This window comes from Yersinia sp. Marseille-Q5920, from assembly GCF_946902935.1.
Taxonomy (GTDB): Bacteria; Pseudomonadota; Gammaproteobacteria; order Enterobacterales; family Enterobacteriaceae; genus Yersinia; species Yersinia rochesterensis.
In genome coordinates, this window is sequence record NZ_CAMPQA010000022.1 from 1 (window position 1) to 25,242 (window position 25,242).

Consider the following 25,242-nt stretch of genomic DNA (forward strand, 5'->3'; position numbering starts at 1 on the left):
CTTCCCTGGTGTGTTATTGCTGTTGACTGGAGTGGTTATCCCTCACAGGCATTCCACGTCTTACGCGCCAGCCTGATTTGTGATGGTCGTTCCATCCCGTTAATGAGCCAAATTGTTCCCTCGCATATTGACCTCGAAGCTGGCACAATCATGGTGAGGAGAAATCTAACTCGGGTTAAGCAGTTTACTTTGCCCAAAACGGACGCCGGAACCGATCGCATTATTCAGCTTACGGACAATGCAAAGGAAGCCCTACGCAGTCAAATGCTGCACACCAGAATGGGCCTGCAACATCAGATACTGATCCATACAAGAGAGGCAAGGAAAACAAGAAAAGACAGTTGCACTTTTGTTTTCATACCCAAAGTTACATCTTCAAATCAGATCTGCGGTGATTACTACTCAACCGAATCATTAGGACAAATATGGAATAATGCATTAAGGCGTTCAGGGGTTAGATCCAGAAAGCCATATCAATCACGCCATACTTTCGCCTGTTGGTTGCTATCTGCCGGAGCAAACCCATCATTCATCGCATCACAGATGGGCCACGCATCAGCACAGATGGTTTTCTCTGTTTACGGGGAATGGATGCCAGACAGTAATGATGAACAGATGGCATTAATCAATGCTAAATTTTCTCAAAATGCCCCACTCATGCCCCATAAGAAAACTGGGTAGTGGTTTTTACTATATAATTCAATAACATTACCCACTCACACGCCCATATTCATGACATCTTGATAAGCGGCAACTAGCTTATTACGCACTTGGATACCGAGCTGCAAAGAGACAGATGATTTCTGCATATTCACCATCACATCATTTAGGCCGACACCGGGCACACCTAATTCAAAATTCTGCGCCAGAGTACGGGCTGTCTGCTGGTTATCACTGATTTTACCAATAGCCGCTTTTAATTCGCTGGCAAAACCGGCCTCAGCGGGCAGTGTTCTTGCTGAACCCGATGCTTGCAATGCAGTCACTTGCAATTGCTGTAAAACCCCTTCAATACCTTGAACAGACATGCTCATCCCCAAAATGCGTCAGTAGGCCAATAACTGCGTGGCAAATAGGTGCGCTAATGCGGATATTTGCCATCCAGCAGGTATTACTTTTTTCAGGTTGACACCCTAACACATCATTTTTGCGCTAAAGCGGCTAAATAGACCCAAAAATACCGGCTTATTGAGCCATCAAATTTCCACTTACAGCAAATAATGGCATGCCGATATAGTCCAAATAATTTGAGTTGCAGGAAGGCGGCAAGGGAGAGAATCCCAATGAGCTTACTGTAGTAAGTGATTCGGGTGACAAATCTGCCGGGAGCAGATTTGAACGCTGCCTGCGGCGGCCTCACAGAGGCGAGGCCCATGGACGGGCCGAGTAACGAGCGTGGCCAACGCACATGCGGCTTGAAGTATGGCGAGTATAACAGGGGATATCAGCTATTGATGCTTTATCGCTCACAGCACTTGGGAGTCTGTTTTGTTCCAACACATTAGTTACATAAAAAATACTAACTCAAACGTTGTTCAGCTTGGCCAAGGACGTGTATGAATGCCTCGATAACTGGCGGTGAAAATCGTGAGAATAACTTTACGACGACACTGGCACGCCTACGCGCGAATCCGAAAATCCCACTGTTGATTGCAGCGGCTGCGGCCATCGCTATTATTGTCGCGTTGATGTTATGGGCTAAAAGTCCAGATTATCGCGTCCTTTATAGCAACCTGAGTGATCGTGATGGCGGTGATATCGTCACGCAATTGACGCAACTGAATATTCCCTATCGTTTCGCGGATACTGGCGGAGCGCTGTTGATCCCGGCAGATAAAGTGCATGAAACTCGTCTGCGTCTGGCACAACAAGGTTTACCTAAAGGTGGTGCCGTCGGTTTTGAATTGCTGGATCAGGAAAAATTTGGCATTAGCCAATTCAGCGAGCAAGTCAACTATCAGCGAGCACTGGAAGGTGAACTCGCTCGAACTATCGGCACACTTGGCCCGGTACTGAATGTCCGGGTACATTTAGCAATACCGAAACCTTCGCTATTTGTTCGTGAGCAAAAATCGCCAACAGCCTCTGTCACACTCGCCTTGCAACCTGGCCGCGCACTCGATGATGGTCAAATCAATGCCATCGTCTACATGGTTTCCAGCAGTGTGGCGGGTTTACCCCCTGCAAGTGTCACTGTGGTGGATCAAACAGGCCGTTTGCTGACGCAATCTGATAGCGCGGGCCGCGACTTAAATGCGGCACAACTTAAATTTACTAATGAAGTGGAAAACCGTTTCCAGCGCCGCATTGAAACTATCCTGGCACCGATGGTGGGTAGCGGCAATATTCATGCGCAAGTCACCGCACAAGTTGATTTTGCCAGCCGTGAACAGACCGATGAAGAGTACAAACCGAATCAGGCCGCCAACCAAGGAGCAGTACGCTCTCAACAAGTCAGTACCAGCGAACAACTGGGCGGCACCAATGTCGGCGGAGTTCCGGGGGCATTGTCTAATCAACCATCAGTGACCCCAGTTGCACCAATTGAAGTCCCTCCAGCCACCCCCGCAGCGGGTGCCGGTGCAGCTACGAATACTGCCAATGCAGCGAACCGCCCGGCGGTGACCACGACTGCTGCTAAACAGACGGCGACGTCAAGTAATAGCCGCCACGACCAAACCACTAACTTCGAAGTTGACCGCACTATCCGCCACACCCAGCAACAAGCAGGTATGGTGCAGCGCCTCTCCGTCGCCGTGGTCGTCAATTACGGCATGGATAAAGCGGGCAAACCTATTGCGCTGAGCAAAGAGCAATTAGCGCAGGTGGAATCACTGACACGCGAGGCCATGGGCTTCTCTACTGACCGTGGCGACACTCTCAATGTGGTCAATACGCCATTTAATGCTACTGGCGAAGATACCGGTAACAGTCTGCCATTCTGGCAGCAACAGTCGTTCTTTGATCAATTGCTTAATATTGGTCGCTATTTGCTCATCTTACTGGTCGCGTGGATCTTATGGCGCAAACTGGTTCGCCCACTGATGGAGAAAAAACAAGTAGCGGATAAAGCAACAGCGTCGGTCAATAGCATAGTACAGACCGCACAAGCTTCTGAAACAGCGAAACAAACTAAAGAAGAGCTGGCCCTGCGTAAGAAAAATCAGCAACGAGTGAGTGCTGAAGTTCAGGCCCAGCGTATACGCGAACTTGCGGATAAAGACCCACGTGTTGTCGCGCTGGTTATCCGTCAATGGATGAGTAATGACCAATGAGCCTGACCGGAACTGAAAAAAGCGCCATCATGCTGATGACACTGGGCGAAGACCATGCCGCAGAGGTATTCAAACACCTTTCCTCGCGCGAAGTGCAACAGCTCAGTACCACCATGGCCAGTATGCGGCAGGTTTCTCACCAACAGTTGGTTGATGTATTGGCTGAGTTTGAAGACGATGCCGAGCAATATGCGGCTCTGAGTGTGAACGCCAGCGATTATCTACGCTCGGTACTAATAAAAGCATTGGGCGAAGAACGTGCATCCAGCTTGTTAGAAGACATTCTGGAATCACGCGAAACCACCAGCGGCATGGAAACCCTCAACTTCATGGAGCCGCAGATGGCGGCCGACCTGATCCGCGACGAACATCCGCAGATTATCGCCACTATTCTGGTTCACCTGAAGCGCGCTCAAGCGGCCGATATTCTGGCGCTGTTCGACGAGCGTCTGCGCAACGATGTCATGCTGCGTATTGCGACCTTCGGTGGGGTTCAACCAGCCGCATTGGCGGAATTGACCGAAGTGTTGAACAATTTGCTGGATGGCCAAAACCTCAAACGCAGCAAAATGGGCGGTATCCGCACTGCGGCCGAGATTATCAACCTGATGAAAAGCCAGCAGGAAGAAACCGTTATGGACGCAGTACGCGAATACGACGGCGAGCTGGCACAGAAAATTATCGACGAAATGTTCCTGTTCGAGAATCTGGTCAGTGTCGACGACCGCAGCATCCAGCGTTTACTACAAGAAATCGACAACGAATCGCTATTGATTGCCTTGAAAGGTGCCGATCAGGCGCTGCGCGAGCGCTTCCTCAGCAATATGTCACTGCGTGCGGCAGAAATTCTGCGCGACGATCTGGCCACCCGTGGGCCAGTGCGTATGTCACTGGTCGAAAACGAGCAGAAAGCCATCTTGCTGATTGTCCGTCGTTTGGCGGAAAGCGGCGAGATAGTCATCGGCGGCGGCGAGGATATCTATGTCTGATAGGATTAATGCCCTGCCCTGGCAGCCCTGGTCACTAAATGACTTTGCCAGCCAACCAGAACCTACTGCTGCCACCGCGCCGCCGGATATCAGTATGTTGTTTACTGATGAGCAAAAAGCGGATACCGCGCTAACGGAAAGTGATCAGCAACAAACACTGATGAACCTGCAACTCGAAGCCGAGAAACAGGGCCGCCAGCAAGGGTTTGCCAAAGGGTTGCAAGAGGGTTTGGATAAAGGTTACCAAACCGGTTTGGAAGAGGGGCACCAGCAAGCGCTGGCAGATGCTGAGAAACAGTTAGCTCCGATCACCGCGCACTGGCAAACCTTAGTCGATGATTTTCAAAATACCCTTGATGCGCTGGACAGTGTGATTGCCTCGCGATTGATGCAAATGGCCTTAGCAGCAGCAAAACAAATTCTGGGGCAACCGGCAATTTGCGATGGCACCGCGTTACTGGCTCAAATCCAGCAAATGATTCAACAAGAGCCGATGTTTGCCGGTAAACCGCAATTACGGGTGAATCCAAATGATTTAGCTGTGGTGGAACAGCGCTTAGGCTCGACTTTGAGTTTGCATGGCTGGCGCTTATTGGGTGATAGTCAAATTCATCCCGGCGGATGCAAAGTCAGCGCCGAAGAAGGCGATTTAGATGCCAGCCTGGCAACACGCTGGCATGAGCTGTGCCGCCTGGCAGCACCGGGAGAATTATGATGACCGCTCGCCTTGGCCGCTGGCTCGCATCGATGGACAAGTTCGAAGAACGTATCAGCCAATCAACCACCATTCGCCGTTACGGGCGGTTGACGCGCGCCACAGGTTTGGTGCTAGAAGCCACCGGTTTGCAACTTCCCCTCGGCGCAACCTGCCTCATTGAACGCCATGATAACGGCGAAGTTCAAGAAGTTGAGAGTGAAGTGGTGGGTTTTAATGGCCAGCGTCTGTTCTTGATGCCGCTCGAAGAGGTCGAGGGAATTGTGCCCGGCGCCCGTGTTTATGCCCGCATCACCACCGGCGGGGCTTCTGCCAGTAAACAATTACCACTCGGCCCAGAATTACTGGGGCGTGTATTAGATGGCAGTGCCAAACCGCTTGACGGCTTACCTGCACCAGAAACCGGTTATCGGGCTCCCCTGATTACCCCCCCCATCAATCCATTACAACGTACCGCGATTGAACAGGTTTTGGATGTTGGCGTGCGCACAATTAATGCCCTGCTGACGGTCGGTCGAGGTCAGCGTATGGGCTTGTTCGCCGGCTCCGGGGTGGGGAAAAGTGTCTTGTTGGGCATGATGGCCCGCTACACCCAAGCAGATGTCATTGTGGTTGGGCTTATCGGTGAACGTGGCCGTGAAGTTAAAGATTTTATCGAGAATATTTTAGGTACCGAGGGGCGCGCGCGCTCGGTAGTTATCGCCGCCCCCGCTGACGTATCGCCGTTGCTGCGCATGCAAGGCGCAGCCTATGCCACCCGTATTGCAGAAGATTTCCGCGACCGTGGCCAACATGTGTTGCTCATCATGGACTCTTTGACGCGCTACGCCATGGCACAACGCGAGATAGCACTGGCAATCGGCGAACCCCCGGCAACCAAAGGTTATCCGCCCTCCGTATTCGCCAAATTACCGGCACTGGTTGAACGCGCGGGTAACGGCGTGTCTGGTGGCGGCTCGATTACAGCATTTTATACGGTACTGACCGAGGGCGATGATCAGCAAGACCCGATTGCCGACTCTGCGCGCGCCATTCTCGATGGTCATGTGGTGTTATCTCGCCGTCTGGCAGAATCCGGTCATTATCCCGCTATTGATATCGAAGCTTCTATCAGCCGTGCGATGACCTCACTGATTGATGAGAATCACTACAGTAAAGTTCGCCAATTTAAACAGTTACTTGCAAGTTTCCAACGCAACCGCGATTTGGTCAGCGTAGGAGCCTATGCCGCCGGTAGCGACCCATTGTTGGATAAGGCCATTACCCTCTACCCGCAAATGGAAATCTTCTTGCAGCAAGGTATGTATGAACGCAGCAGTTACGAAGATGCCTGTCAGCATCTGAAAAGTCTGTTTCCGGGCTAATAGCTAACACCCCTGCGGCGTCAAGCACGAAAGGTATTGAGGAATACGATGAAAAGTCAGTCACCTCTCATCACCCTGCGCGACCTGGCTCAAAAGGCGGTTGAACAGGCAACGACCCAATTGGGGCAGGTGCGCTTGTCCTATCAGAATGCTGAGCAGCAACTGAGTATGTTGCTGTCTTATCAGGATGAATATCGGGTGCGGCTGAATGACACGCTGAGTAATGGCATGGCCTCCTCCAGTTGGCAAAATTATCAGCAATTTATTCAAACATTGGAGCAAGCCATTGAGCAACATCGTCATCAGTTGGCCCAGTGGAATGTAAAAGTTGAACAAGCAGTGAAGCATTGGCAAGAAAAGCAACAGCGGCTAAATGCATTTGAAACGCTGAACGAGCGAGCTGAAACCACCGCACGTTTACACGAGAACCGTTTGGATCAAAAACTGATGGATGAGTTCGCCCAGCGCGCCTCACAAAGGAGTCTACATTCATGAATCTATCTCTCTTGCCTACTGCTATCACTGCAAGTGAAGCCGAGGGCGCAGCATCCTCGACATCTATTGCCGCGTTGTTTACCGACGCAGGATTGCCGGCCGATTTTGCCAAACTTCTAGGCGACCAGTTGGGAAAAGAACTCACCGCCCTGGATGCTTCAACCCTAAAATCATCTTTAGCCGCAGCGACTGACATCACCCCTGAAGTTGACAGTAGTAAGTCAACCGTCGGTAACAGCAAGTTGAATCAGTTGTTGGCCGCATTGGGGGATATCAGTGCTGCGCTGCCAGCGGGTTTAACCCATGCAGGACAAACTGGCGATGCCGCAAGCATCAAGAAAACCACCATCAATGAGAGTGGCAAGCCGGATAGTGCCAGTGATAAAACTCACGATAAAGTCGACCCCGCCGCATTACAAACCTTGCTGGCAATGTTGCCGCATCAGGTGGCTAACACATTGAGCGGGCAAAAAGCCCCCCTGACTGATACTAATGGCCTGACGAACAATAAAACGACGGCCAAGCAAGATATTGCCACTCTCACCAGCTTGACCTCACAAGATAAAGGTTTAGCCGCACTGATTGGTGGCACCCTGGTCAGTATGAAAAGTGAGAAGGCCATGGACAGTGTAAAAAATGATAAAGCCATAAACAGTGACGATGTATTGGCGGGTGTAGCCACGAAAACAAAAATAACGGCTGCATCGGATAAGCCAGCCCCGTTGAGCGCGAAAGATATCGACAACAACACGCTCAATGCGAAATCCGCCCCACTGGCAGCACAAGCTGAAACCATCACGCCCGCCGCTGCGGTGGATAAAACCTTGGTCAGTTCAGCTCCCCAGGCCCATTCTCTTCCCCCGGTATCCAGCCCTCTTTTGCCAACTACAGCTACCGCCAGCGCCCATGTCAGTGCGCCCGTCAGTGGTTATTTAAGTGCGCAACTGGGCAGTCAAGAATGGCAACAATCACTTGGGCAACAAGTGATTATGTTCAGTCGCAATGGGCAACAAAACGCCGAGTTGCGGCTCAACCCGCAAGAGTTGGGTGCGTTGCAAATCAGTCTGAAAATAGAAGATAAGCAAGCACAATTACATTTTGTTTCAGCTCATAGTCAAGTTCGGGCCGCGATTGAAGCCGCTATGCCAAGCTTACGCACCGCCTTGGCCGAAAGTGGTATTGAGTTAGGCCAAAGTAGTGTCGGCAGTGAAGGTCAATGGCAACAAGCACAGCAACAGAGCCAACAAAATCAGCAAGATTTCGCCTCACGCGGTCAGCCAGGTTATGGTGAATTCGCCTCTGGCGAAGCACAGGTGAGCACGCCGCTGGTCACACCAGCCGCATTGCAAGCTCTGGCCAATGGCAATGGTGGCGTTGATATTTTCGCCTAAAAGGCGCTGTTAATTTCACCAAAAGGGGACAAACGGACAAGCTAGGCCGTTTTTCTCCACCTATTCTGCCTATTGGGATTAAGGATAAGCGGGATAATCATCAGCAATAATTCGGATAGCTTGGTGTCAGTGGCCCCAGGCTGTTATACCCAAAATAATTCGAGTTGCAGGAAAGCGGCAACTGAGCGAACCCCCAAGAGCTTACACTGGTAAGTGACTAGGGTGATTGAGCGCAGCCAACGCACATGTAGCTTGAAGTCTGACGGGTATATTGTGATCCACCGGTTTGATACCAAAACAGGAATTTGCCTTCTCCATGTCTCAAAATACCTTCCCGGCCAAGCGTAAGAGTTCAATCTGGGTGATCCTGCTGGTGCTGATTGCGGTGGCAGCAACTGCGGGTGGCGGTTATAGCTGGTGGGCACTCAAGAAGAGTCAACCAACCACAGCGAAAGTCGCTCCTGTCATCCCGGTATTCATGCCCTTGGAGACCTTTACGGTCAATCTGATCACGCCGGATAATAATCTGGATCGTGTGCTTTATATCGGATTAACGTTAAGGCTCCCCGACGATAGCACGCGTGCAAAACTCAATGACTATCTACCGGAAGTGCGCAGCCGGTTACTGTTACTGCTCTCTCGTCAATCCGCTGACAGTCTGGCGAACGAAGAAGGCAAGCAGCGCTTAGTCGGTGAAATTAAAAACGTTCTTAGCCCGCCAATGGTTAAAGGTCAACCTAATCAGGTAGTCAGCGATGTGCTGTTTACCGCATTTATATTGCGATAATCATTATGGGCGATAGTATTCTTTCACAAGCAGAGATTGACGCACTGTTAAACGGTGACAGCGGGGGTGATGAACCCGAAGCCGTCACTGGAAACGAGACAGACGTTAAGCCTTATGACCCGACGACCCAGCGACGTGTGGTGCGTGAGCGCCTACATGCACTGGAGATAATCAATGAGCGGTTTGCCCGTCAGTTTCGGATGGGGCTGTTTAACCTGTTACGCCGCAGCCCGGATATCACGGTTGGCCCAATAAAAATTCAGCCATATCATGATTTTGCCCGCAACTTGCCGGTGCCAACCAACCTCAACTTAATACATTTGAAACCATTACGCGGGACGGCGCTGTTTGTTTTCGCCCCGAGTCTAGTGTTTATTGCCGTTGATAACTTGTTTGGTGGTGATGGCCGCTTCCCGACAAAAGTGGAAGGGCGCGAATTTACTCACACAGAACAACGCGTGATTAACCGGATGCTACGGCTAGCGCTGGATGCATATCGTGACGCTTGGGCTCCCATCTATAAAATTGATGTGGAATATGTCCGCTCTGAAATACAGGTGAAATTCACCAATATCACCACCTCCCCTAACGACATCGTGGTCACGACACCTTTCCAGGTGGAGATCGGCGCGTTGAGTGGGGAGTTTAATATCTGTATTCCGTTTGCCATGATTGAGCCATTGCGCGAACTGCTGACCAACCCGCCACTGGAAAACTCCCGTCAGGAAGACAGCCATTGGCGTGAAACGCTGGTCAAGCAAGTTCAGCACTCTGAGCTGGAATTGGTCGCTAATTTTGTCGATATCCCGCTGAGATTGTCGCAGATACTCAAACTACAGCCGGGGGATGTGTTACCGATAGATAAACCTGAGCGACTGATCGCGCATGTCGACGGCGTGCCCGTGCTGACCAGTCAGTACGGGACATTAAACGGGCAATATGCCCTACGTGTTGAACATTTGATTAACCCTATTTTGAATGCTCTGAATGAGGAACAGCCCAATGAGTGACCCTAAGTTTCCGTCTGATGATGGAAAGGAATCCGTGGATGACCTGTGGGCTGATGCGTTTAATGAGCAACAGGCAGTGGAGAAACCAGCGGCCACTACCGAAGGCGTATTTAAATCACTGGAAGCACCTGATGTCCTGGGCAACCTGCAAGATATTGATTTGATTCTCGATATCCCGGTGAAACTGACCGTCGAGCTGGGCCGCACCAAAATGACTATCAAAGAGTTGCTGCGCCTGTCTCAAGGTTCAGTCGTTTCCCTTGATGGCCTGGCAGGTGAACCTTTGGATATTCTGATTAACGGTTACCTGATTGCACAGGGTGAAGTCGTGGTGGTTGCGGATAAATACGGCGTGCGCATCACTGACATTATTACTCCATCAGAACGTATGCGTCGTCTGAGCCGCTAATGACCGCAGCACAAAGGGTGGCAATAACATCAACTGAATCAACATCGGCAGCTGTTGATCCGGTAGCGGCGAAGACTTCAGTAGCAACTGATATCCCGGTGACTACGCCGCAGACCCCCGTCACCGGATTTGCCGCCAGCCACCCCGGCACCGCCACGCAACAAACAGCCCCGGCGATGCCCGCAGGCTCAGTGTTGACCCAAGTCGGCAGTGTGCTGGGGGGAATTTTGCTGTTGATTTTATTTGCCGCCTGGCTGGTGCGCCGATGTGGTTTTGCGCCACAAGCCCGCAACAATAAGCTATTGAATGTGCGAGCCAGTTGTCTGGTCGGCCAACGCGAGCGAGTGGTCATTGTCGAAGTAGACAACACTTGGTTGGTATTAGGTGTCACCGCCCAACAAGTAACGCCGCTCCACACACTGGAACGCCCTCCGGTTGACGAACCCAGTACCGCGCTGTCGTCTGACACAGGAAAACCGGCTGATTTTCGCCAACTTCTGAACAGCTATTTATTAAACAAAAAACCGCTATTAAGCAAGAACTCAAAACACCCGGAAAAATCGGCATGATGTCTCTGCGTCCGCTCATGAATAAAGTCCCTTTGCTGCTGCTCGCCCTGCTCTGCTCTCCGGCGGCATTAGCTCAATTACCGGGCATTATCAGCCAGCCGTTGGCGAATGGTGGGCAAAGCTGGTCTTTACCCGTACAGACGCTGGTTTTTATCACCACGCTGAGTTTCCTGCCCGCCGCATTGCTGATGATGACCAGCTTTACCCGCATCATTATTGTGCTTGGTTTGCTGCGCAACGCATTGGGCACCCCCTCAGCACCACCCAATCAGGTGATGCTGGGTTTAGCGCTGTTTCTGACGTTTTTCATCATGTCGCCAGTGTTTGACAAAGTTTATCAAGATGCTTATCTGCCCTTCAGTCAGGACAAGATAAGTATGGAAGTGGCGATGGATAAAGGCTCGCAACCATTACGTGAATTTATGTTACGCCAGACCCGCGAAACTGACCTGGCTCTGTATGCCCGGCTAGCTAATCTGCCGCCATTGGAAGGGCCGGAAGTGGTGCCAATGCGCATTCTGTTGCCCGCCTATGTCACTAGTGAGCTGAAAACCGCTTTTCAAATTGGTTTTACTGTATTTATTCCGTTTTTGATTATCGACCTGGTGGTGGCCAGTGTGCTGATGGCGCTGGGGATGATGATGGTGCCGCCCGCCAGTATTTCGCTGCCTTTCAAGTTGATGCTGTTTGTATTGGTTGATGGCTGGCAGTTGCTACTGGGTTCTCTGGCACAAAGCTTTTATAGCTGAGGTAGATACATCATGACACCAGAATCGGTAATGGCCCTCGGCGTTGAGGCAATGAAAATCGCCCTTGCATTGGCCGCGCCATTATTACTGGCTGCATTGATTAGCGGCTTAATTGTCAGTCTGTTGCAGGCCGCGACACAAATTAATGAAATGACACTGTCATTTATCCCTAAAATACTGGCTGTTTTTGCTACGTTGGTTATCGCAGGCCCGTGGATGCTAAACTTGATCCTCGACTATATGCGTAATTTGTTTACCAGCTTGCCGACGTTGATTGGCTAAGCATGGTCTCTCTTGATACCACTCAACTCAGCGTCTGGGTCAGCCAGTATTTTTGGCCATTAATCCGCATATTGGCCTTAATCACTACTGCGCCAGTATTAAGTGAAAAGCAGATAAATCGCAAAGTCAAAGTCGGTTTAGCGGTATTAATTACCTTTCTGGTTGCCCCCTCCCTGCCCCCGGTCAATATTCCACTCGTCTCCAGCGGTGCCGTGTGGGTCGCGGGTCAGCAGATATTGATTGGCGTTGCTATCGGCTTGACCATGCAGTTTGCTTTTGCGGCTATCCGGCTGGCCGGTGAAGTGATTGGTTTACAAATGGGATTGTCTTTCGCTACCTTCTTTGACCCCTCTGGCGGGCCAAACATGCCGGTTCTCGCCCGGTTGTTAAACTTATTGGCGATGCTGTTATTTCTCAGTTTTGATGGCCATTTGTGGCTAATTTCTTTATTAGCGGACAGTTTTCATACTTTACCTATTCAGTTCGAGCCGCTGAATGGCAATGGTTTCCTGGCATTAGCACAGGCCGGTTCATTGATCTTTATGAATGGGCTGATGCTAGCCTTGCCACTTATTACCCTGCTACTCACCCTAAATATGGCATTAGGCATGCTGAACCGCATGACACCACAACTTTCTGTTTTCGTTATAGGTTTCCCGCTGACATTGACGGTCGGTATTATTTCGCTGGGCTTAATTATGCCTCTGTTAGCCCCTTTTACCGAGCATCTGTTTGGCGAGTTTTTTGATCGGCTGGCGAGGGTTATCAGTGGGTTAGCGGGTTAGCCAGTGAGAGGAATCCTGTGGGGCTAGCCCACAGGTTGAAAGCAGATTACTTATTCAGCTGGAACAGAGACAAGCCCTGCATATTGGTGAATGTAGTGTAAGAAGCCTGTAAGGCGGCCTGCTGCATAACATAGGAAGAGATAGCCGCCGTCCAATCGACATCCACTAAATCGCTCATCCGCTGCTTGTTGATCAAGGTGCGGTCTTGGCCCAAACTATCAAGGTTGTCCAACTCTTGCAGTTGAGTACCAATTCCTGCCTGAACAGATAACACATTATTCAATGAGTTAGCCATGCCGCGGATACCTTTATCCATCGCCGCATTCACTTGTTCTTTAACCTCATCGGTTGCACCTTGCATTGGCGTCTTGAGGGCATTGAGAACAGTATCTATGGTATTAAAGATATTGTTTTCAGAAGCCACCGGAGCACCATTAGCATCATCAGGTTCTGGTTTGGCATTGCTGGTCAGCGCCATAAAGACACTGTCACCGGTGTGACCGACCGTCATTGACCGATTCGCATCGACTTTTTGCTCAATCGCGACATCGCCGCCCACATAAGTGACCTCGCCAGTTTTGCTAACAGCAAAAGGCGGCTTATCACTTTGAAAACCACCAAAAATATAGCGGCCATTACCATCAGTGGTGTTCGCCTGATTAACCAGTTGGTCTTTCAAACCCTGTAACTGAGTCGCATAAGAAGCACGGTCATCATCACTCAAAATATCGCTTTTAGCACTGATAATGACACTTTGAATAGACTGAATGGTGCTAGTGGCCTGCGCCAAAACCGTGGTTTCCAGTGATGAACTTTGGCGGGCAAAGCTACGTGCCAGCGCATACTGGTTATTCTCTGACTGAGCTTGTGACACCATCACCGCCTGAGACGCCGACATCGGATCATCCGAGGGGTTAACCACGCGCTTGCCGGTGGAAAGTTGTTGGCCAGACTGCATCCAAAGGGATTGAGCATTGGTGATGCCCTGCATATTTTGCTGATACAACATGCTGGTACTTAAGCGCACGATGTCAGTTCCTTTTAGTAACAGCTTAGTCAGACGGCCCGCACAAACTGCCATTCTGACTAAACCTAAAATGAGATAAGCAGCGGCAATACCGCTAACCAAAACTTAACCGCGCAGACTCAGCAACGCGTTAAACAATGTTGAAGCAGTCTGGATAACTTGGGCATTCGCCAGGTAATATTGCTGGAAACGCTGTAAGTCGCCGTACTCTTCATCCAGGTTCACCCCAGAAATAGACTGCTGTTCCGCTGACAACTGTTTGACGATATTGGCCTGTGCCGTGCTGTTAGTTTTCGCCGTTGCCGTCTGGTTGCCGACATTACTGACCAACCCGGCATAAGCACCCGAAAATGTCGCTTTACCATCGACCAGTTTTTGGGTTTGCAGATTCAATAGTGCTTGCGCGTTAACGTTGTCACTTGCGCCACCATCAGCAGTACCGCCCGCAGCAATCATGCTGGAGTCCGTAATGGCGACCTGCAAGTTAGCGGCAACATTGGAAACCGTTTTAATGGTGAATTTATCTTTGGCTTTTGCCCCTGCCCCGTCAGTGACGCTGACCGCGATACCGTCGAAGTTCAGTGTAGGTTTGCCATCTTTATCCACCCCAGCCGTGGTAGGAACTTTAGTATTGTCCGACAAGCGCGTGACCTGCCAATCTGTACCATCAAATTCCACCGTGTAATCGCTGGCTTTCACTTTCGAGGTATCGGTGTAACTCACCGTTAAGCTGCTATCACCTTGATTTTTTGCATTTTTCAATACCGACGGTTTAGCAAAACTAAAGAAATCTTTGCCCTCATCACCATTAGCATCAAAACCGGCTTTGTGCTGGGTATTAAAGCTATCGGCCATCACCAAAGCTAATTGACCCAATTGGTTACGCGCGCTGTCCAGTGCTTCACTGCGGAATTTCAAGGTACCGCCGAGTGAACCGCTGGTCAGGCGACTTTCGTCAATTTCAATGGTGTCGCTGGTGCCGTGTTTATAGCCCAACGTGAGGCGGGTTGCATCGGCGCTGGAGGGAATGGCTTCCACTTTATAAGCATTCGGCCCTTGCACCAGAGATAACCCCCCGGCAAATGACACATTGTAAGCATCGCCATCTTGCTGAGTGACCGTCACCGCGACAATCTGGTTTAACTCGGTAACCAGTTGGTCACGTTGGTCAAGCAAGGCATTTGGCTCACTACCGCTGCTACCGCGCAGGCGAGTAATCTGGTCATTTAACTTGGCGATTTGCTCAGCATAGTTATTAATTTGTGCCGCGCTGTCACTTATCTTTTGGTTTACACCATTATCCATATCGCGCAGATATTTATCTGCATTCTGGAATTGGTTAACTAGCCCTTCGGCCTTGCCCAAAACTGTTTTACGCGCTGCATCATCGCCCGCGTTACTCACCAAGTTTTGCAGGTTGTTGAAGAAATCCTGCATGGTGGTTGAGATGTTATTGGAGGTATTGGACAGTAAATTATCGATTTGCGAGATTTGCTGATAATAGGTCGTCAGTCCACTGCTTTGGGTTTGTGATGCTCGCAACTGATTGGTAATAAAGGCATTATACTCACGGTTAACACCGGTCACTGCCACGCCATTACCAATAAAACCCGCCGGGCTTAATGTCCCACCGTTTTGCGCAAAAACCGTGTTCTGACGGTTATAACCCGCCACTTGGAAATTGCTGATGTTGTTACTGACGGTGCTCAAAGCATATTGGGCGGCACTCAGACCACTCATCGCAGTATTCATTAAACTATTGGACATGAAGAGATCCTTTTACCGCAGGCGATTCACATCGCGCACCTGCATTTATTAATATTGGGATACTGCCTGAGGAGATCTACGCCCCCGCACAGCCTATTCAGAGTATCGGCCCAAGTTTGGAAAACTTGAGTAAAAATATGGGTGTAAACCGGGTTCAATTTCCAAAATGGCCAGTAAAATAACCTATTAGAAGAGAGAGTCCAGATTGCTGCTGTATGCTTTTACTGCTTGCTCACCGGTATTCTTCATCTGCTGAATAACATTGACCAATTTTTGCGCATATTGCGGGTCGGTGGCATAACCGGCGCGCTGCAAAGCATGTGCCCCTTGTTCAGGGCTTTGGGCAGCAGCCACATTGGCGTAGCGCGGGTTTTGGGTCAGTAACTTGACATAATCACTGACCGCCTCGACATAAGAGCCATAGACCCGGAAGCGCGCTTTGGTTTTCTTCGCCACACCTTGCTCATATTCCGTGGTGGTGATTTCACTGACCGGGCCATCCCAGTTACTGCCCGCTTTGATACCAAAGACGTTGTAGCTGCTCTTGCCATCAGCCGTTGGGATCTCGCGCTGACCCCAACCAGATTCCAGCGCGGCCTGTGCCATAATAAGTTGATGCGGAATGCCACTTTGCTGGCTGGCAATTTGCGCTGGAATAGACATGCGGGCGACGAAATTACCGGTGCTTTGCGGCAGTGAAACTGGGCTGTTGACTGGCGGTGTCGGCATTGCCCGACGAACCATTTGCTCCAATGCTTGTGCAGGAAGAGTCTGCAAGACTTCGTTATCCAGCATCATTGGCACCGAGCCCGCAGTTTCACTTGGTGAAGAGGTTCCTGAAAGCTGCTCCACCATCATGTCAGCTAGCCCGAGCCCTTTGACCGACATCTGCTGCGCGATTTGCTGGTCATACATTGAGGTATAGAGCCGGGTTTGGTCACTGTTCATGATCCCCTCTTGCGGCAAGGCGGAGCGCATGCTTTTCAGCATCATCTGCACAAACATCCCTTCCACCTGCTGGGCAACCTGCTTTAGGTTGCCATCAGGATCTCTTGCCGCGTCACGTTTCAAGCTATTCAGTGATTGGGCGTCATAGGCCGCGCCGAACATTTCATTGGCGGCGCTGGGCATTGCCATCAAATCGCTCATTAGATAATTTCCAGTTTAGCCCGTAAGCAGCCAGCACTCTGCATCGCTTGCAAGATAGACATCAAATCAATCGGCGTTGCCCCCAACGAGTTCAAGGCGCGCACCACATTATTCAGATTCGGGCTGGCATTAACGCGTTGCAATGCGCCACCTTGTTGCTGAACGGAAATTTGGGTATTCGGTGTCACGACAGTCTGTCCGCCACCAAAGGGAGTATCTGGCTGGCTGACGGTATTCTGCTTATCAATTACCACTGACAAGTTTCCTTGCGCCACAGCACAAGAGTCGAGCATGACGTTGCGGTTCATCACCACCGAGCCAGTGCGGGAATTAATAATGACTTTGGCATCACCCGCATCAATATTCACCGGGATGTTCTGAATATCTGCCAGAAAACGTACTTGTGAACTGTTACCGCGTGGCACTAACACCTGAATAGTACGGGCATCAATGGCGGTCGCAGAACCAAAACCCCGTTGGCGGTTAATGGCATCACTGACCTGCTGTGCCGTGGTAAAATCTTCGGTATTCAATTGAAGATTAATCACCCCATCAGTGCCAAAGGTGGTTGGCAACTCGCGTTCAATGGTCGCGCCATTACTAATGCGCCCGCCGGTCAATTGGTTGACCTGAACACTGCTGCCACCGGAAGAAGCCCCAGCCCCGCCTACCAACACGTTACCCTGCGCCAAAGCATAAACCTGATTATCAACCCCTTTTAGTGGGGTCATCAGCAAGGTGCCGCCACGGATACTCTTGGCATTCCCCATTGAGGACACCACCACATCAATGGTTTGCCCGGTGCGGGAAAATGCCGGTAATTTGGCGGTGACCATCACTGCCGCCACGTTTTTGAGCTGCATATTGGTACCCGGTGGCACGGTAATACCCAATTGCGACAACATGTTACTGAGACTTTGCGTGGTAAACGGCGTTTGCATGGTCTGGTCACCGGAACCATCCAAACCCACCACCAGACCATAACCAATCAATGCGTTATCGCGCACTCCCTGAACGGTCACCAAATCGCGGATACGTTCGGCTGACGCCGGAAATGACACCAGCGTGAACAGCACAATAAGCTGCATGATAAATAGGGTGATAAGTGACTGTTTACGCATCAATGGGCCTCTTAGTATGGCGAAACATTAAGGAAGAACCGCTGCAACCAGCCCATGGTTTGCGCTTCATTGATATAACCATTACCCACATACTCGATGCGCGCATCAGCCACCTGTGTTGAGGTCACTGTATTACTGCCGCTGATGGTGCGTGGGTTGACAACCCCAGAGAAACGAATGAATTCAGTTCCCTGATTAATAGCGATCTGCTTCTCGCCCACCACATGCAAGTTGCCGTTAGCCAGCACTTGATTCACCGTCACCGTGATGGTGCCACTGAAGGTATTGTTAGCATTTGCCCCGCCCTTGCCACCAAAAGTGCTATCACCAGAAATATCCAAATCAGCGCGTGCATTACCCAACGGCCCCTCGAGGTAACGAGGTGCGGTAGCAACACCAAATTTGCTGGATCCGTTACGGCTAGCGTTGGCAGAAGAACTTTTGCTGGCACTGACATTTTCCTGCAAGGTAATGGTCAGTGTGTCACCGATGTTACGCGGACGACGGTCTTCAAATAGCGGCTGATAACCATAGTTCATCGGCTGGGCAGCCTGGAAAATAGAGCCATTTGGCAGGGGCGCACTGGCAGGGGCTGGCTGTGCTGACGTCGAACCATCCACCAGCGGTTTATGCGGAATATACGCACAGCCATTGAGTAGTAGCATCGCCAGCAACGGCGTACCCATCCACCTCAACTCACCTAATTTTCGCAGCGGCGATGTATCCATCTCTGATTATCTGTCCTGTAACCGGTTAGAGGCTGGCAAGGTCAACCCCGAATACTCATTATTCTGCTGCAATCAGGGGGCGCTGTTGCCCCCCGAGAGCGGATTTACAGCTGTGTCAGTTTTTGCAACATCTGATCTGAAGTTGAAACCGCTTTACTGTTGATTTCATAGGCGCGTTGCGTCTGGATCATATTGACCAACTCTTCCGCCACATTGACGTTAGAAGTCTCAACATACCCCTGATACAACAAGCCGCCGCCATTCAGGCCCGGCGTTGTTTCATTCGGCGCACCGGAACTGGCGGTTTCCTGATACAAGTTTTCACCGACACTTTCCAAGCCACTGTTATTGATGAACGTGGTCAAAGTCAGTTGTCCAACTTGCTGCGTGGCGGTTTGCCCCTGCAAGGTGACACTGACGATGCCATCACGACCAATCGTCATTTTCAGAGCATTCGCCGGAATAGTGATAGCGGGTTGAACCTGAAAACCACTGGCCGTCACCAGTTGGCCATTTTGGTCAACCTGGAAAGAACCGTCGCGGGTATAGGCATTGGTGCCATCAGGCATCTGCACCTGAAAGAACCCTTCGCCTTTGATAGCCACATCTTTGGTGTTATCGGTTTTGGACAAGTTGCCCTGGCTGTGTAAACGCTCAGTGGCGACCGGACGAACACCGGTACCAATCTGCAAACCTGATGGCAAGGTGGTCTGCTCGGAAGATTGTGCTCCCGGTTGACGTATCGTTTGGTACAACAAATCTTCAAACACCGCCCGCTGACGTTTAAAGCCATTGGTGCTGACGTTCGCCAGGTTGTTGGCGATAACGTCCATATTGGTCTGCTGTGCATCCAAGCCGGTTTTGGCAATCCAGAGTGATCGGATCATCAGTTTATTCCTCTGCGCCTATGCGCTTAGCTGATTGCTAACAGCTGGTTAGCGCGCTGTTCGTTTTCATCCACGCTGTGAATGACTTTCATCTGCATTTCGAAACTGCGGGCATTGGCAATCATGTCGGTCATCGCTTCAACCGCTTTCACATTACTGCCCTCCAGCACCCCCGGCATCACCTTGATGAGCGGGTCATTAGCCAACTGAGCACCACGCGCCTGCTGTGTCTCGGGTGTCAAATGGAACAAACCATCATCGCCGTGCATCACTTCACCGGCAGTGGCTCGCACCCGTTTAATCTGCCCCAACTGAGCAATGGTGTTCGGTGAGTCACCGGCGTTCAGTGCCGAAATAGTGCCATCCGCAGCAATGGTGATCGCCGCCTGAGGGGGGACATCAATCGGGCCGTTGTCACCCATTAATGGATAACCCTGCACAGTCATCTGCCCGTCAGCTGAGATCTGAATATTCCCGTTACGGGTATAGGCTTCAGTGCCATCAGGCAATTGAACCGCTAAATAGCCATCCGGCTGCAAGGCCACATCCAACGGGCGACCGCTGTAGTTCATCGTCCCCTGGCTGATATCTACCCCTGGGGTCGACGCCGTGACCATAGTGCGCGTGGCCATACTTGGCCCATCAATAGGTACGGCCCGCATCGCCGCTAACTGCGCGCGGAAACCCGGCGTTGAGGCGTTAGCCAGATTATTAGCGGTAACCGCTTGCAGTTCGAGGGACTGCCGGGCAGCCCCCATGGCGGTATATATTGCGTGATCCATGAGCGAGTCCCGTCAGTGCGATTAACGCAGGTTAACCAGAGTTTGTAAGATCTGATCCTGGGTTTTGATGGTCTGCGCGTTCGACTGATAGTTACGCTGCGCCACAATCATGTTCACCAGTTCTTTACTCAAATCCACGTTAGAGGACTCCAGTGCGCCGCTGGTCAAGGTGCCAAAGCCGCCGCTGCCCGCCGTCCCAAGAATCGCGTTACCCGAGGAAAGGGTTTCTTTCCAGACGTTATTGCCCTCAGATGACAAGCCTTCTGGGTTAGCAAAGTTAACCATCACGATTTGGCCCAGCAATTGGGTCTGTTGGTTTGAATAAGTCCCGACCACCGAGCCGTCGTTGTTGATTTGGAAGCCAGTGAATTCGCCCGCTGCATAGCCGGTTTGGTTTTGGGTAACAATGCTGTCGGTGCCGGTATTTTGCTGCTTGCTACCCGCCACATTCAGCGCGAACTCTTGTGCCGGCGCACCATTAACGACCCCCATTGGGATGGTCATATTGAAGTCAGTGGTGCTGGCTGCATTGGTACCATTTGTCACACTTTTCAGTGCACCATTAGTATCAAACAGCATTGAACCGCGTTTCTCGGCAACTTGTGCGGGAACGGCGCTGCTATCACGGGTGTAAACATCCCAAGAGTTACCATTTACAGCATCTTCGGAGCGCTTAACATAAAACACGTTGATTTCATGGCGGTTACCCAAGCTATCAAAGGTGGTCATGTTATTCACAAAGCTATAGGTATCGGGCTTATCGGGATCAAACGTCGGGGTGGTTACACCGCCACTGGTTGTATCGGCTGGAATGATGTCGTGCGTCGAGGTCAGGTTTGCCACCATATTACCGGCGGTGGTGGCTTTCGCTGGGATCATGCCCTGTGGGATAGACAACGGAATCGGGTTGGCCCCTTGCTGTACTGTCGGCGGCGTACCTGTTGCCGGGTAACCGGTCAGGTTGAGGCCCTGCATGTTGACGATATTGCGGTTCTCATCGAGCTTAAACTGACCGTTGCGGGCATAGAAGATGCCGCCGGTGCTGTCTTGCATGCGGAAGAAACCATTTTGGCTGATAGCCAGATCCAGACGGCGATTGGTGGTGGTGGTGGTGCCGTCGTTAAAGTCCTGAGTAATCCCCGCAACCTTAACGCCCATCCCGGTCTGAGAGCCGGCGAACATATCGGCAAAAGAAACTGAACCGGCTTTAAAACCTGAGGTTGCCGAGTTGGCGATGTTGTTACCGATCACATCCAGGTTACTGGATGCTGCGTTCAAACCGCTGACTGCTTGAGAAAAGCCCATTTTCTTCTCCGTTAAATTCTTGGTCCGTTACAGACCTAAAGCGTTGATGACATATCAAACGCTGTTTTTAATCATCAAGACCTGAGTGAATCACCGTCTTGTCTGTTGTGTTGTGCTGTTACGATTTACAAAATTTGGCGCACTTGATCCAGCGTGGTGGTACCCGCCAGACCCAAGTCCAGTTTGGAACCATCGACTCCTTTGGTCACACCGTTGACAATGGCGAAGCTCAAAGGTGTCGCTACCACCGATGCACCGCCGTTAGTGGCAGTGATCGCCACGGTATAAGCGCCGTCCGGTGCATTACCACCGGCCTCCAGTGAGCCATCCCAGGTAAAGGCATGCACACCCGCCGTCAAGCCGCCAATATCTATCGTTCGGACTGCCACGCCATTACTGTCGGTGATGGTGGCCGTCACTTTGTCAGCAGCTTGCACCAGCTCAACACCGAATGGGGTGGTGGTCACAACGCCGTCTTTACTCCCTGCCAACACATTGGTTCCTGGAATCATCACGCCGCGACCAATCAGGCTGCTAGCTTGCAATGATTGGCTGTTATCAATTTGGCCGGAGATAGAACCCAGAGTGGTGTTCAATTTTTCAATGCCGCTCACGGTGTTGATCTGCGCTAATTGCGTGGTCAACTCGTTGTTTTGCATTGGATTGGTCGGATCCTGATTTTTCAACTGTGCCACCAACAACGTCAGGAAACTGTTTTGCAGATCCTGGCTGGTGCTGCCGCTGGCTGAACCGGTGCCGCTAGTGCTGTTAATCCCGTAATCACTATCAGTCAGGGAATTCGTAATGGCCATGTGTACAGGCTCCTGTTATTGACCTAATGTCAGCGTTTTGAGCATCAACGATTTCGTCGTATTCAACACTTCAACGTTGGCCTGATAACTGCGCGAAGCTGAGATGGTGTTCACCATCTCGCCGGTGATATCAACGTTAGGCATCCGGACATACCCCTTGGCATCGGCCAGTGGGTTACCGGGTTGAAAAACCAAACGATCCGGCGCTGGGTCATCAACGACTTGTGCAACACGCACACCACCGGTTTCTTGCCCCGGCTGAGCCGCAACCTGAAACACCACTTGCTTAGCACGGTAGGGTTGGCCATCCGGGCCAGTCACACTGTCGGCGTTCGCCATGTTACTGGCGCTGACGTTCATCCGCTGCGACTGAGCTGATAATGCTGAACCGGCAATATCAAAAATATTCAGTAAAGACATCCGCCTTATCCTTGTTGTAACACTGACATCATTCCTTTGATCTGACCGCCAAGAACGGTCAAATCGGTCTGATATTTCAGGCTGTTATCGGCAAAATTGGTACGTTCACGATCCATGTCCACCGTGTTGCCATCCATTGATGGCTGGTCTGGAACCCGGAATAATAAGTCCAGGTCAGGCGGCTGAACTGTGCTTGCAGGGATATGACGGGCTGACGTTAAACTGAGTGACACCCCGGTTCCACTGACTCGACCTTGCTCCATCACTTTTTTCAGTTGGCTGGAGAAATCAATATCACGTGCCTGAAAGCCGGGCGTATCCGCATTAGCAATATTGGACGACAGGATCTCCTGTCGTTGCGCGCGCAAATTAAGCGCCTCTTGTTGAAAACGCAGAGCACCGTCCAGTTTGTCGAGCATAGTCCCCCCGCAAGGTTAGAATTTGGAGTCGACAGCATAAACGCCGCACAGGGAAGCCTATCGTCAGAATAAGAGCAAAATGCGTCGCTATTTATCCCCTTAGCCTTGTCGAGGTACAGGTACACTAGTGTGCAAGAGGGGGAGACCCTGACATACCGGGTTGTGTGGACGGAGGGAATGTTGATGACCATGAAAAGAAATGACATCCTAATAATAGCTTTCGGGCTAGTGTTTATGAGTCAAGCATTGGCGCATCAGGCGATGGCGGCAGATTTATCGGCACAGGTAAATCAATTCTTTCGCCAGCAATATCCCGATAAAAGCAGTCAGGTTAATGTCATCATCAAAACCCCGCAGAGCCAGTGGCCACAATGCGAGACGCCCGAAATTACGCTGCCAGCGAATGCCCGCCCTTGGGGAAATATCAGCTTATCAGTGCGGTGCGAGGGTTTACGGCGTTTTATTCAGACCCAAGTACAGGTTAGCGGCCATTATGCTGTGGCCGCCCGTCAACTGACGGCAGGGGCGAAAATCACACCGCAAGATATTGAAATGAAGCAAGGCCGGCTCGATACCCTGCCCCTGAGCACGTTATTGGAACCCAGCTTTGCTCAAGGCGCAGTGAGCTTACGGCAAATCAATGCCGGTCAACCACTGACTCGTAATATGTTGCGCCGCTTGTGGATAGTTAAAACCGGGCAAGATGTGCAGGTTTTAGCGCAGGGTGAAGGATTTAATGTTAACGGCAGTGGCAAGGCCATGAACAATGCCGCGGTACAAGATAATGTCCGGGTGCGCATGGCGTCGGGTCAAATCGTCAGTGGCACCGTGGCTGACGATGGTACAATTAAGATAATGTTATAGTGATTAAAGTTTTTTTAACCTTTGCCGATAATCTTAATATGCAGTTATTTGCAGGTTAAACAGTGACAATCCCGCCATTCTTTTGCTGAAAGATAAAAGTCTCGCGGGTCGATAAACGTCAATCCCGCTATAAAGGGAGCAACACCATATGAGTATTGAACGCACCCAACCGTTATTACCGGCAACACAAGTGCAACCACGGGAAACCAGTGATATTGCGCAGCAAACGCGGAAACAGTCTACCCAGACAAAAACGCCGGTGAGTGGTACTGAGGTTAAATTGAGTGATGCGCAGGCGAAATTGATGCAGCCGGGCAGTCAGGACATCAATGTAGAACGTGTCGAAACCTTAAAACAGGCGATTCGTTCAGGTCAACTGACCATGGACACCGGTAAAATTGCCGATGCTTTGCTCAGAAATGTCGCAGATGATCTGAAGAACAGCTAAACATAAAATAATCGTTGACCGTAAAATCGTTAACCGTAAAAGGATAGGTGGTGGTGGAAAGATTACAAACCAATCTGGACCAGCAACTGGAACTGCTTGAATCCCTGAAAGCTGTAGTAGCACAAGAACAGCAATTACTGTGCTCCGGTCGGATTCAAGGCATGGTGCTGCAAGGTGTCACTGAACAAAAAAGTTCAATTTTGGCTACCTTGGCTTATCTGGACCAGACCCGGCTCACCACAGAAAAAACTATCAATATTCAAGCGCCGTATAGCAGCGTGAATGAGTTAGCCACCCGCTGGCAACGTATATTGGCACTGGCCGAAAAGTTGCAATACAGTAACCTGCACAATGGGCTATTACTGCAACAGCATATTGAATATAACACTCAGGCGCTGGCTGTTCTGAACACGCGCCACGGCCAGACATTGTATGGGCCAGATGGTCACTCTAAAGGCGCCAGTTTGCTGGGCCGCAAGATTGGCATTTAACGGCACTCCGCCATCAGTGCACTCAAATTTAATTATCCCAGAATTGACTCATCCGCAGAATTAAATTGCCGCACAGCGCTGGTGAATCCCCAGAAAAAAGGACAGGCATAGAGAAAATATGATCTACTGATTGTGCAACCAATTCAGCGAGATCAACTCTATGCCTGCCCGTAAAGTATGCCAGAACTTTTTCCGGGGCGCT

At 50.8% G+C, this 25,242-nt stretch carries 29 protein-coding genes and 1 pseudogene; 18 read left to right on the forward strand and 12 right to left on the reverse strand.

What is annotated here, in order from left to right; genetic code table 11:
• Both OVO64_RS20140 and OVO64_RS20145 read left to right on the forward strand, forming a co-directional pair.
• Positions 1–123, forward strand: a pseudogene (locus tag OVO64_RS20140) (IS4 family transposase); the annotation flags it as partial.
• Positions 103–681, forward strand: a complete 579-nt coding sequence (locus tag OVO64_RS20145) for a tyrosine-type recombinase/integrase (RefSeq protein ID WP_267248992.1) — start codon at positions 103–105, stop codon at positions 679–681. The pseudogene OVO64_RS20140 and the gene OVO64_RS20145, both read left to right, overlap by 21 nt.
• Before the next feature lie 35 nt (positions 682–716).
• Here the strand turns inward: OVO64_RS20145 and fliE are convergent, their stop codons facing one another.
• Complete coding sequence (fliE, locus tag OVO64_RS20150) at positions 717–1,028, reverse strand: flagellar hook-basal body complex protein FliE (RefSeq protein WP_038633717.1); 312 nt, start codon at positions 1,026–1,028, stop codon at positions 717–719.
• A 528-nt stretch (positions 1,029–1,556) separates the two neighbouring features.
• On the opposite strand from fliE, the gene fliF reads away from it, so the two are divergent.
• The 13 genes from fliF to fliR all read left to right on the forward strand — a co-directional run bounded on the left by fliF (position 1,557) and on the right by fliR (position 12,820).
• Positions 1,557–3,275 carry a flagellar basal-body MS-ring/collar protein FliF gene (gene fliF, locus OVO64_RS20155; RefSeq protein WP_145509450.1) on the forward strand — a complete coding sequence of 573 codons (1,719 nt, stop codon included), beginning with the start codon at positions 1,557–1,559 and terminating at the stop codon, positions 3,273–3,275.
• Positions 3,272–4,264 carry a flagellar motor switch protein FliG gene (gene fliG, locus OVO64_RS20160; protein ID WP_038633724.1) on the forward strand — a complete coding sequence of 331 codons (993 nt, stop codon included), beginning with the start codon at positions 3,272–3,274 and terminating at the stop codon, positions 4,262–4,264. Before fliF ends, fliG begins: the two co-directional genes overlap by 4 nt.
• Positions 4,257–4,979 carry a flagellar assembly protein FliH gene (gene fliH, locus OVO64_RS20165; RefSeq protein WP_038633726.1) on the forward strand — a complete coding sequence of 241 codons (723 nt, stop codon included), beginning with the start codon at positions 4,257–4,259 and terminating at the stop codon, positions 4,977–4,979. The genes fliG and fliH overlap by 8 nt, the downstream gene beginning before the upstream one ends.
• Positions 4,979–6,343 (forward strand): flagellar protein export ATPase FliI, encoded by a 1,365-nt coding sequence (gene fliI, locus OVO64_RS20170; protein ID WP_038639588.1) that lies wholly within the window; start codon positions 4,979–4,981, stop codon positions 6,341–6,343. Before fliH ends, fliI begins: the two co-directional genes overlap by 1 nt.
• 48 nt (positions 6,344–6,391) lie before the next feature.
• Positions 6,392–6,838, forward strand: coding sequence for a flagellar export protein FliJ (gene fliJ, locus OVO64_RS20175; protein WP_004392162.1), 447 nt, complete (start codon positions 6,392–6,394; stop codon positions 6,836–6,838).
• Positions 6,835–8,229 carry a flagellar hook-length control protein FliK gene (locus tag OVO64_RS20180; RefSeq protein WP_050291790.1) on the forward strand — a complete coding sequence of 465 codons (1,395 nt, stop codon included), beginning with the start codon at positions 6,835–6,837 and terminating at the stop codon, positions 8,227–8,229. The genes fliJ and OVO64_RS20180 overlap by 4 nt, the downstream gene beginning before the upstream one ends.
• Positions 8,230–8,545: 316 nt before the next feature.
• Positions 8,546–9,016 (forward strand): flagellar basal body-associated protein FliL, encoded by a 471-nt coding sequence (fliL, locus tag OVO64_RS20185; RefSeq protein ID WP_038633731.1) that lies wholly within the window; start codon positions 8,546–8,548, stop codon positions 9,014–9,016.
• Positions 9,017–9,021: 5 nt separating this feature from the next.
• The gene (gene fliM / locus OVO64_RS20190) at positions 9,022–10,026 is read left to right on the forward strand and encodes a flagellar motor switch protein FliM (protein WP_038633734.1); all 1,005 of its coding nucleotides are present in this window, start codon (positions 9,022–9,024) and stop codon (positions 10,024–10,026) included.
• Positions 10,019–10,435, forward strand: coding sequence for a flagellar motor switch protein FliN (fliN, locus tag OVO64_RS20195; protein WP_038633737.1), 417 nt, complete (start codon positions 10,019–10,021; stop codon positions 10,433–10,435). The genes fliM and fliN overlap by 8 nt, the downstream gene beginning before the upstream one ends.
• On the forward strand, positions 10,435–11,004 hold the full coding sequence (gene fliO, locus OVO64_RS20200) for a flagellar biosynthetic protein FliO (RefSeq protein ID WP_050291791.1): 570 nt from the start codon (positions 10,435–10,437) through the stop codon (positions 11,002–11,004). Before fliN ends, fliO begins: the two co-directional genes overlap by 1 nt.
• On the forward strand, positions 11,001–11,753 hold the full coding sequence (gene fliP / locus OVO64_RS20205) for a flagellar type III secretion system pore protein FliP (RefSeq protein WP_038633743.1): 753 nt from the start codon (positions 11,001–11,003) through the stop codon (positions 11,751–11,753). Before fliO ends, fliP begins: the two co-directional genes overlap by 4 nt.
• A gap of 12 nt (positions 11,754–11,765) precedes the next feature.
• On the forward strand, positions 11,766–12,035 hold the full coding sequence (gene fliQ, locus OVO64_RS20210; protein ID WP_038633745.1) for a flagellar biosynthesis protein FliQ: 270 nt from the start codon (positions 11,766–11,768) through the stop codon (positions 12,033–12,035).
• 2 nt (positions 12,036–12,037) lie between these two features.
• Positions 12,038–12,820, forward strand: coding sequence for a flagellar biosynthetic protein FliR (gene fliR / locus OVO64_RS20215; protein ID WP_267248989.1), 783 nt, complete (start codon positions 12,038–12,040; stop codon positions 12,818–12,820).
• 46 nt (positions 12,821–12,866) lie between these two features.
• Here fliR and flgL read toward each other — a convergent pair whose 3' ends face one another.
• From flgL to flgB, 11 genes are all read right to left on the reverse strand, one after another.
• Positions 12,867–13,847 (reverse strand): flagellar hook-associated protein FlgL, encoded by a 981-nt coding sequence (flgL, locus tag OVO64_RS20220; RefSeq protein ID WP_145509452.1) that lies wholly within the window; start codon positions 13,845–13,847, stop codon positions 12,867–12,869.
• A 105-nt stretch (positions 13,848–13,952) separates the two neighbouring features.
• Positions 13,953–15,614 carry a flagellar hook-associated protein FlgK gene (gene flgK, locus OVO64_RS20225; RefSeq protein ID WP_145509448.1) on the reverse strand — a complete coding sequence of 554 codons (1,662 nt, stop codon included), beginning with the start codon at positions 15,612–15,614 and terminating at the stop codon, positions 13,953–13,955.
• 186 nt (positions 15,615–15,800) lie between these two features.
• On the reverse strand, positions 15,801–16,763 hold the full coding sequence (flgJ, locus tag OVO64_RS20230; RefSeq protein ID WP_050289760.1) for a flagellar assembly peptidoglycan hydrolase FlgJ: 963 nt from the start codon (positions 16,761–16,763) through the stop codon (positions 15,801–15,803).
• Complete coding sequence (locus OVO64_RS20235) at positions 16,763–17,884, reverse strand: flagellar basal body P-ring protein FlgI (protein WP_004392151.1); 1,122 nt, start codon at positions 17,882–17,884, stop codon at positions 16,763–16,765. Before OVO64_RS20235 ends, flgJ begins: the two co-directional genes overlap by 1 nt.
• Positions 17,885–17,895: 11 nt before the next feature.
• Positions 17,896–18,612, reverse strand: coding sequence for a flagellar basal body L-ring protein FlgH (flgH, locus tag OVO64_RS20240; protein WP_004392150.1), 717 nt, complete (start codon positions 18,610–18,612; stop codon positions 17,896–17,898).
• Positions 18,613–18,716: 104 nt separating this feature from the next.
• Positions 18,717–19,499, reverse strand: a complete 783-nt coding sequence (gene flgG / locus OVO64_RS20245) for a flagellar basal-body rod protein FlgG (RefSeq protein WP_004392149.1) — start codon at positions 19,497–19,499, stop codon at positions 18,717–18,719.
• Between the two features lie 26 nt (positions 19,500–19,525).
• Positions 19,526–20,281: a flagellar basal body rod protein FlgF gene (locus tag OVO64_RS20250; protein ID WP_267248990.1), complete on the reverse strand. Its 756-nt coding sequence runs from the start codon at positions 20,279–20,281 to the stop codon at positions 19,526–19,528.
• Between the two features lie 21 nt (positions 20,282–20,302).
• A complete protein-coding gene (gene flgE, locus OVO64_RS20255; protein ID WP_038633762.1) occupies positions 20,303–21,586 on the reverse strand; it encodes a flagellar hook protein FlgE in 1,284 nt (427 codons plus the stop codon).
• A 125-nt stretch (positions 21,587–21,711) separates the two neighbouring features.
• Entirely contained in the window at positions 21,712–22,398 is a 687-nt protein-coding gene (gene flgD / locus OVO64_RS20260; protein WP_038633765.1) for a flagellar hook assembly protein FlgD, read from the reverse strand.
• 15 nt (positions 22,399–22,413) lie between these two features.
• Positions 22,414–22,818 (reverse strand): flagellar basal body rod protein FlgC, encoded by a 405-nt coding sequence (flgC, locus tag OVO64_RS20265; protein ID WP_038633767.1) that lies wholly within the window; start codon positions 22,816–22,818, stop codon positions 22,414–22,416.
• 5 nt (positions 22,819–22,823) lie between these two features.
• Complete coding sequence (flgB, locus tag OVO64_RS20270; protein WP_038633770.1) at positions 22,824–23,237, reverse strand: flagellar basal body rod protein FlgB; 414 nt, start codon at positions 23,235–23,237, stop codon at positions 22,824–22,826.
• A 183-nt stretch (positions 23,238–23,420) separates the two neighbouring features.
• Here flgB and flgA point away from each other — a divergent pair, with 183 nt between their 5' ends.
• The 3 genes from flgA to OVO64_RS20285 all read left to right on the forward strand — a co-directional run bounded on the left by flgA (position 23,421) and on the right by OVO64_RS20285 (position 25,040).
• The gene (gene flgA / locus OVO64_RS20275) at positions 23,421–24,101 is read left to right on the forward strand and encodes a flagellar basal body P-ring formation chaperone FlgA (protein ID WP_038633773.1); all 681 of its coding nucleotides are present in this window, start codon (positions 23,421–23,423) and stop codon (positions 24,099–24,101) included.
• Positions 24,102–24,249: 148 nt separating this feature from the next.
• Positions 24,250–24,549 carry a flagellar biosynthesis anti-sigma factor FlgM gene (gene flgM, locus OVO64_RS20280; protein WP_038633776.1) on the forward strand — a complete coding sequence of 100 codons (300 nt, stop codon included), beginning with the start codon at positions 24,250–24,252 and terminating at the stop codon, positions 24,547–24,549.
• A gap of 50 nt (positions 24,550–24,599) precedes the next feature.
• Complete coding sequence (locus OVO64_RS20285; RefSeq protein WP_038633779.1) at positions 24,600–25,040, forward strand: flagella synthesis protein FlgN; 441 nt, start codon at positions 24,600–24,602, stop codon at positions 25,038–25,040.
• Positions 25,041–25,242: the final 202 nt, after the last annotated feature.

Coding starts and splice junctions, on each gene's coding strand:
- flgH (WP_004392150.1), bottom strand. CDS start 18,612: ATGGATACATCGCCGCTGCGAAAATTAGGTGAGTTGAGGTGGATGGGT.
- fliN (WP_038633737.1), top strand. CDS start 10,019: ATGAGTGACCCTAAGTTTCCGTCTGATGATGGAAAGGAATCCGTGGAT.
- fliM (WP_038633734.1), top strand. CDS start 9,022: ATGGGCGATAGTATTCTTTCACAAGCAGAGATTGACGCACTGTTAAAC.
- flgJ (WP_050289760.1), bottom strand. CDS start 16,763: ATGAGCGATTTGATGGCAATGCCCAGCGCCGCCAATGAAATGTTCGGC.
- fliR (WP_267248989.1), top strand. CDS start 12,038: ATGGTCTCTCTTGATACCACTCAACTCAGCGTCTGGGTCAGCCAGTAT.
- flgD (WP_038633765.1), bottom strand. CDS start 22,398: ATGGCCATTACGAATTCCCTGACTGATAGTGATTACGGGATTAACAGC.
- fliJ (WP_004392162.1), top strand. CDS start 6,392: ATGAAAAGTCAGTCACCTCTCATCACCCTGCGCGACCTGGCTCAAAAG.
- flgE (WP_038633762.1), bottom strand. CDS start 21,586: ATGGGCTTTTCTCAAGCAGTCAGCGGTTTGAACGCAGCATCCAGTAAC.
- OVO64_RS20180 (WP_050291790.1), top strand. CDS start 6,835: ATGAATCTATCTCTCTTGCCTACTGCTATCACTGCAAGTGAAGCCGAG.
- flgB (WP_038633770.1), bottom strand. CDS start 23,237: ATGCTCGACAAACTGGACGGTGCTCTGCGTTTTCAACAAGAGGCGCTT.
- OVO64_RS20235 (WP_004392151.1), bottom strand. CDS start 17,884: ATGCGTAAACAGTCACTTATCACCCTATTTATCATGCAGCTTATTGTG.
- fliQ (WP_038633745.1), top strand. CDS start 11,766: ATGACACCAGAATCGGTAATGGCCCTCGGCGTTGAGGCAATGAAAATC.
- flgA (WP_038633773.1), top strand. CDS start 23,421: ATGACCATGAAAAGAAATGACATCCTAATAATAGCTTTCGGGCTAGTG.
- fliE (WP_038633717.1), bottom strand. CDS start 1,028: ATGTCTGTTCAAGGTATTGAAGGGGTTTTACAGCAATTGCAAGTGACT.
- fliP (WP_038633743.1), top strand. CDS start 11,001: ATGATGTCTCTGCGTCCGCTCATGAATAAAGTCCCTTTGCTGCTGCTC.
- flgM (WP_038633776.1), top strand. CDS start 24,250: ATGAGTATTGAACGCACCCAACCGTTATTACCGGCAACACAAGTGCAA.
- fliF (WP_145509450.1), top strand. CDS start 1,557: ATGAATGCCTCGATAACTGGCGGTGAAAATCGTGAGAATAACTTTACG.
- fliL (WP_038633731.1), top strand. CDS start 8,546: ATGTCTCAAAATACCTTCCCGGCCAAGCGTAAGAGTTCAATCTGGGTG.
- OVO64_RS20250 (WP_267248990.1), bottom strand. CDS start 20,281: ATGGATCACGCAATATATACCGCCATGGGGGCTGCCCGGCAGTCCCTC.
- flgK (WP_145509448.1), bottom strand. CDS start 15,614: ATGTCCAATAGTTTAATGAATACTGCGATGAGTGGTCTGAGTGCCGCC.
- flgC (WP_038633767.1), bottom strand. CDS start 22,818: ATGTCTTTACTGAATATTTTTGATATTGCCGGTTCAGCATTATCAGCT.
- flgG (WP_004392149.1), bottom strand. CDS start 19,499: ATGATCCGATCACTCTGGATTGCCAAAACCGGCTTGGATGCACAGCAG.
- fliI (WP_038639588.1), top strand. CDS start 4,979: ATGACCGCTCGCCTTGGCCGCTGGCTCGCATCGATGGACAAGTTCGAA.
- fliG (WP_038633724.1), top strand. CDS start 3,272: ATGAGCCTGACCGGAACTGAAAAAAGCGCCATCATGCTGATGACACTG.
- fliO (WP_050291791.1), top strand. CDS start 10,435: ATGACCGCAGCACAAAGGGTGGCAATAACATCAACTGAATCAACATCG.
- fliH (WP_038633726.1), top strand. CDS start 4,257: ATGTCTGATAGGATTAATGCCCTGCCCTGGCAGCCCTGGTCACTAAAT.
- OVO64_RS20145 (WP_267248992.1), top strand. CDS start 103: ATGAGCCAAATTGTTCCCTCGCATATTGACCTCGAAGCTGGCACAATC.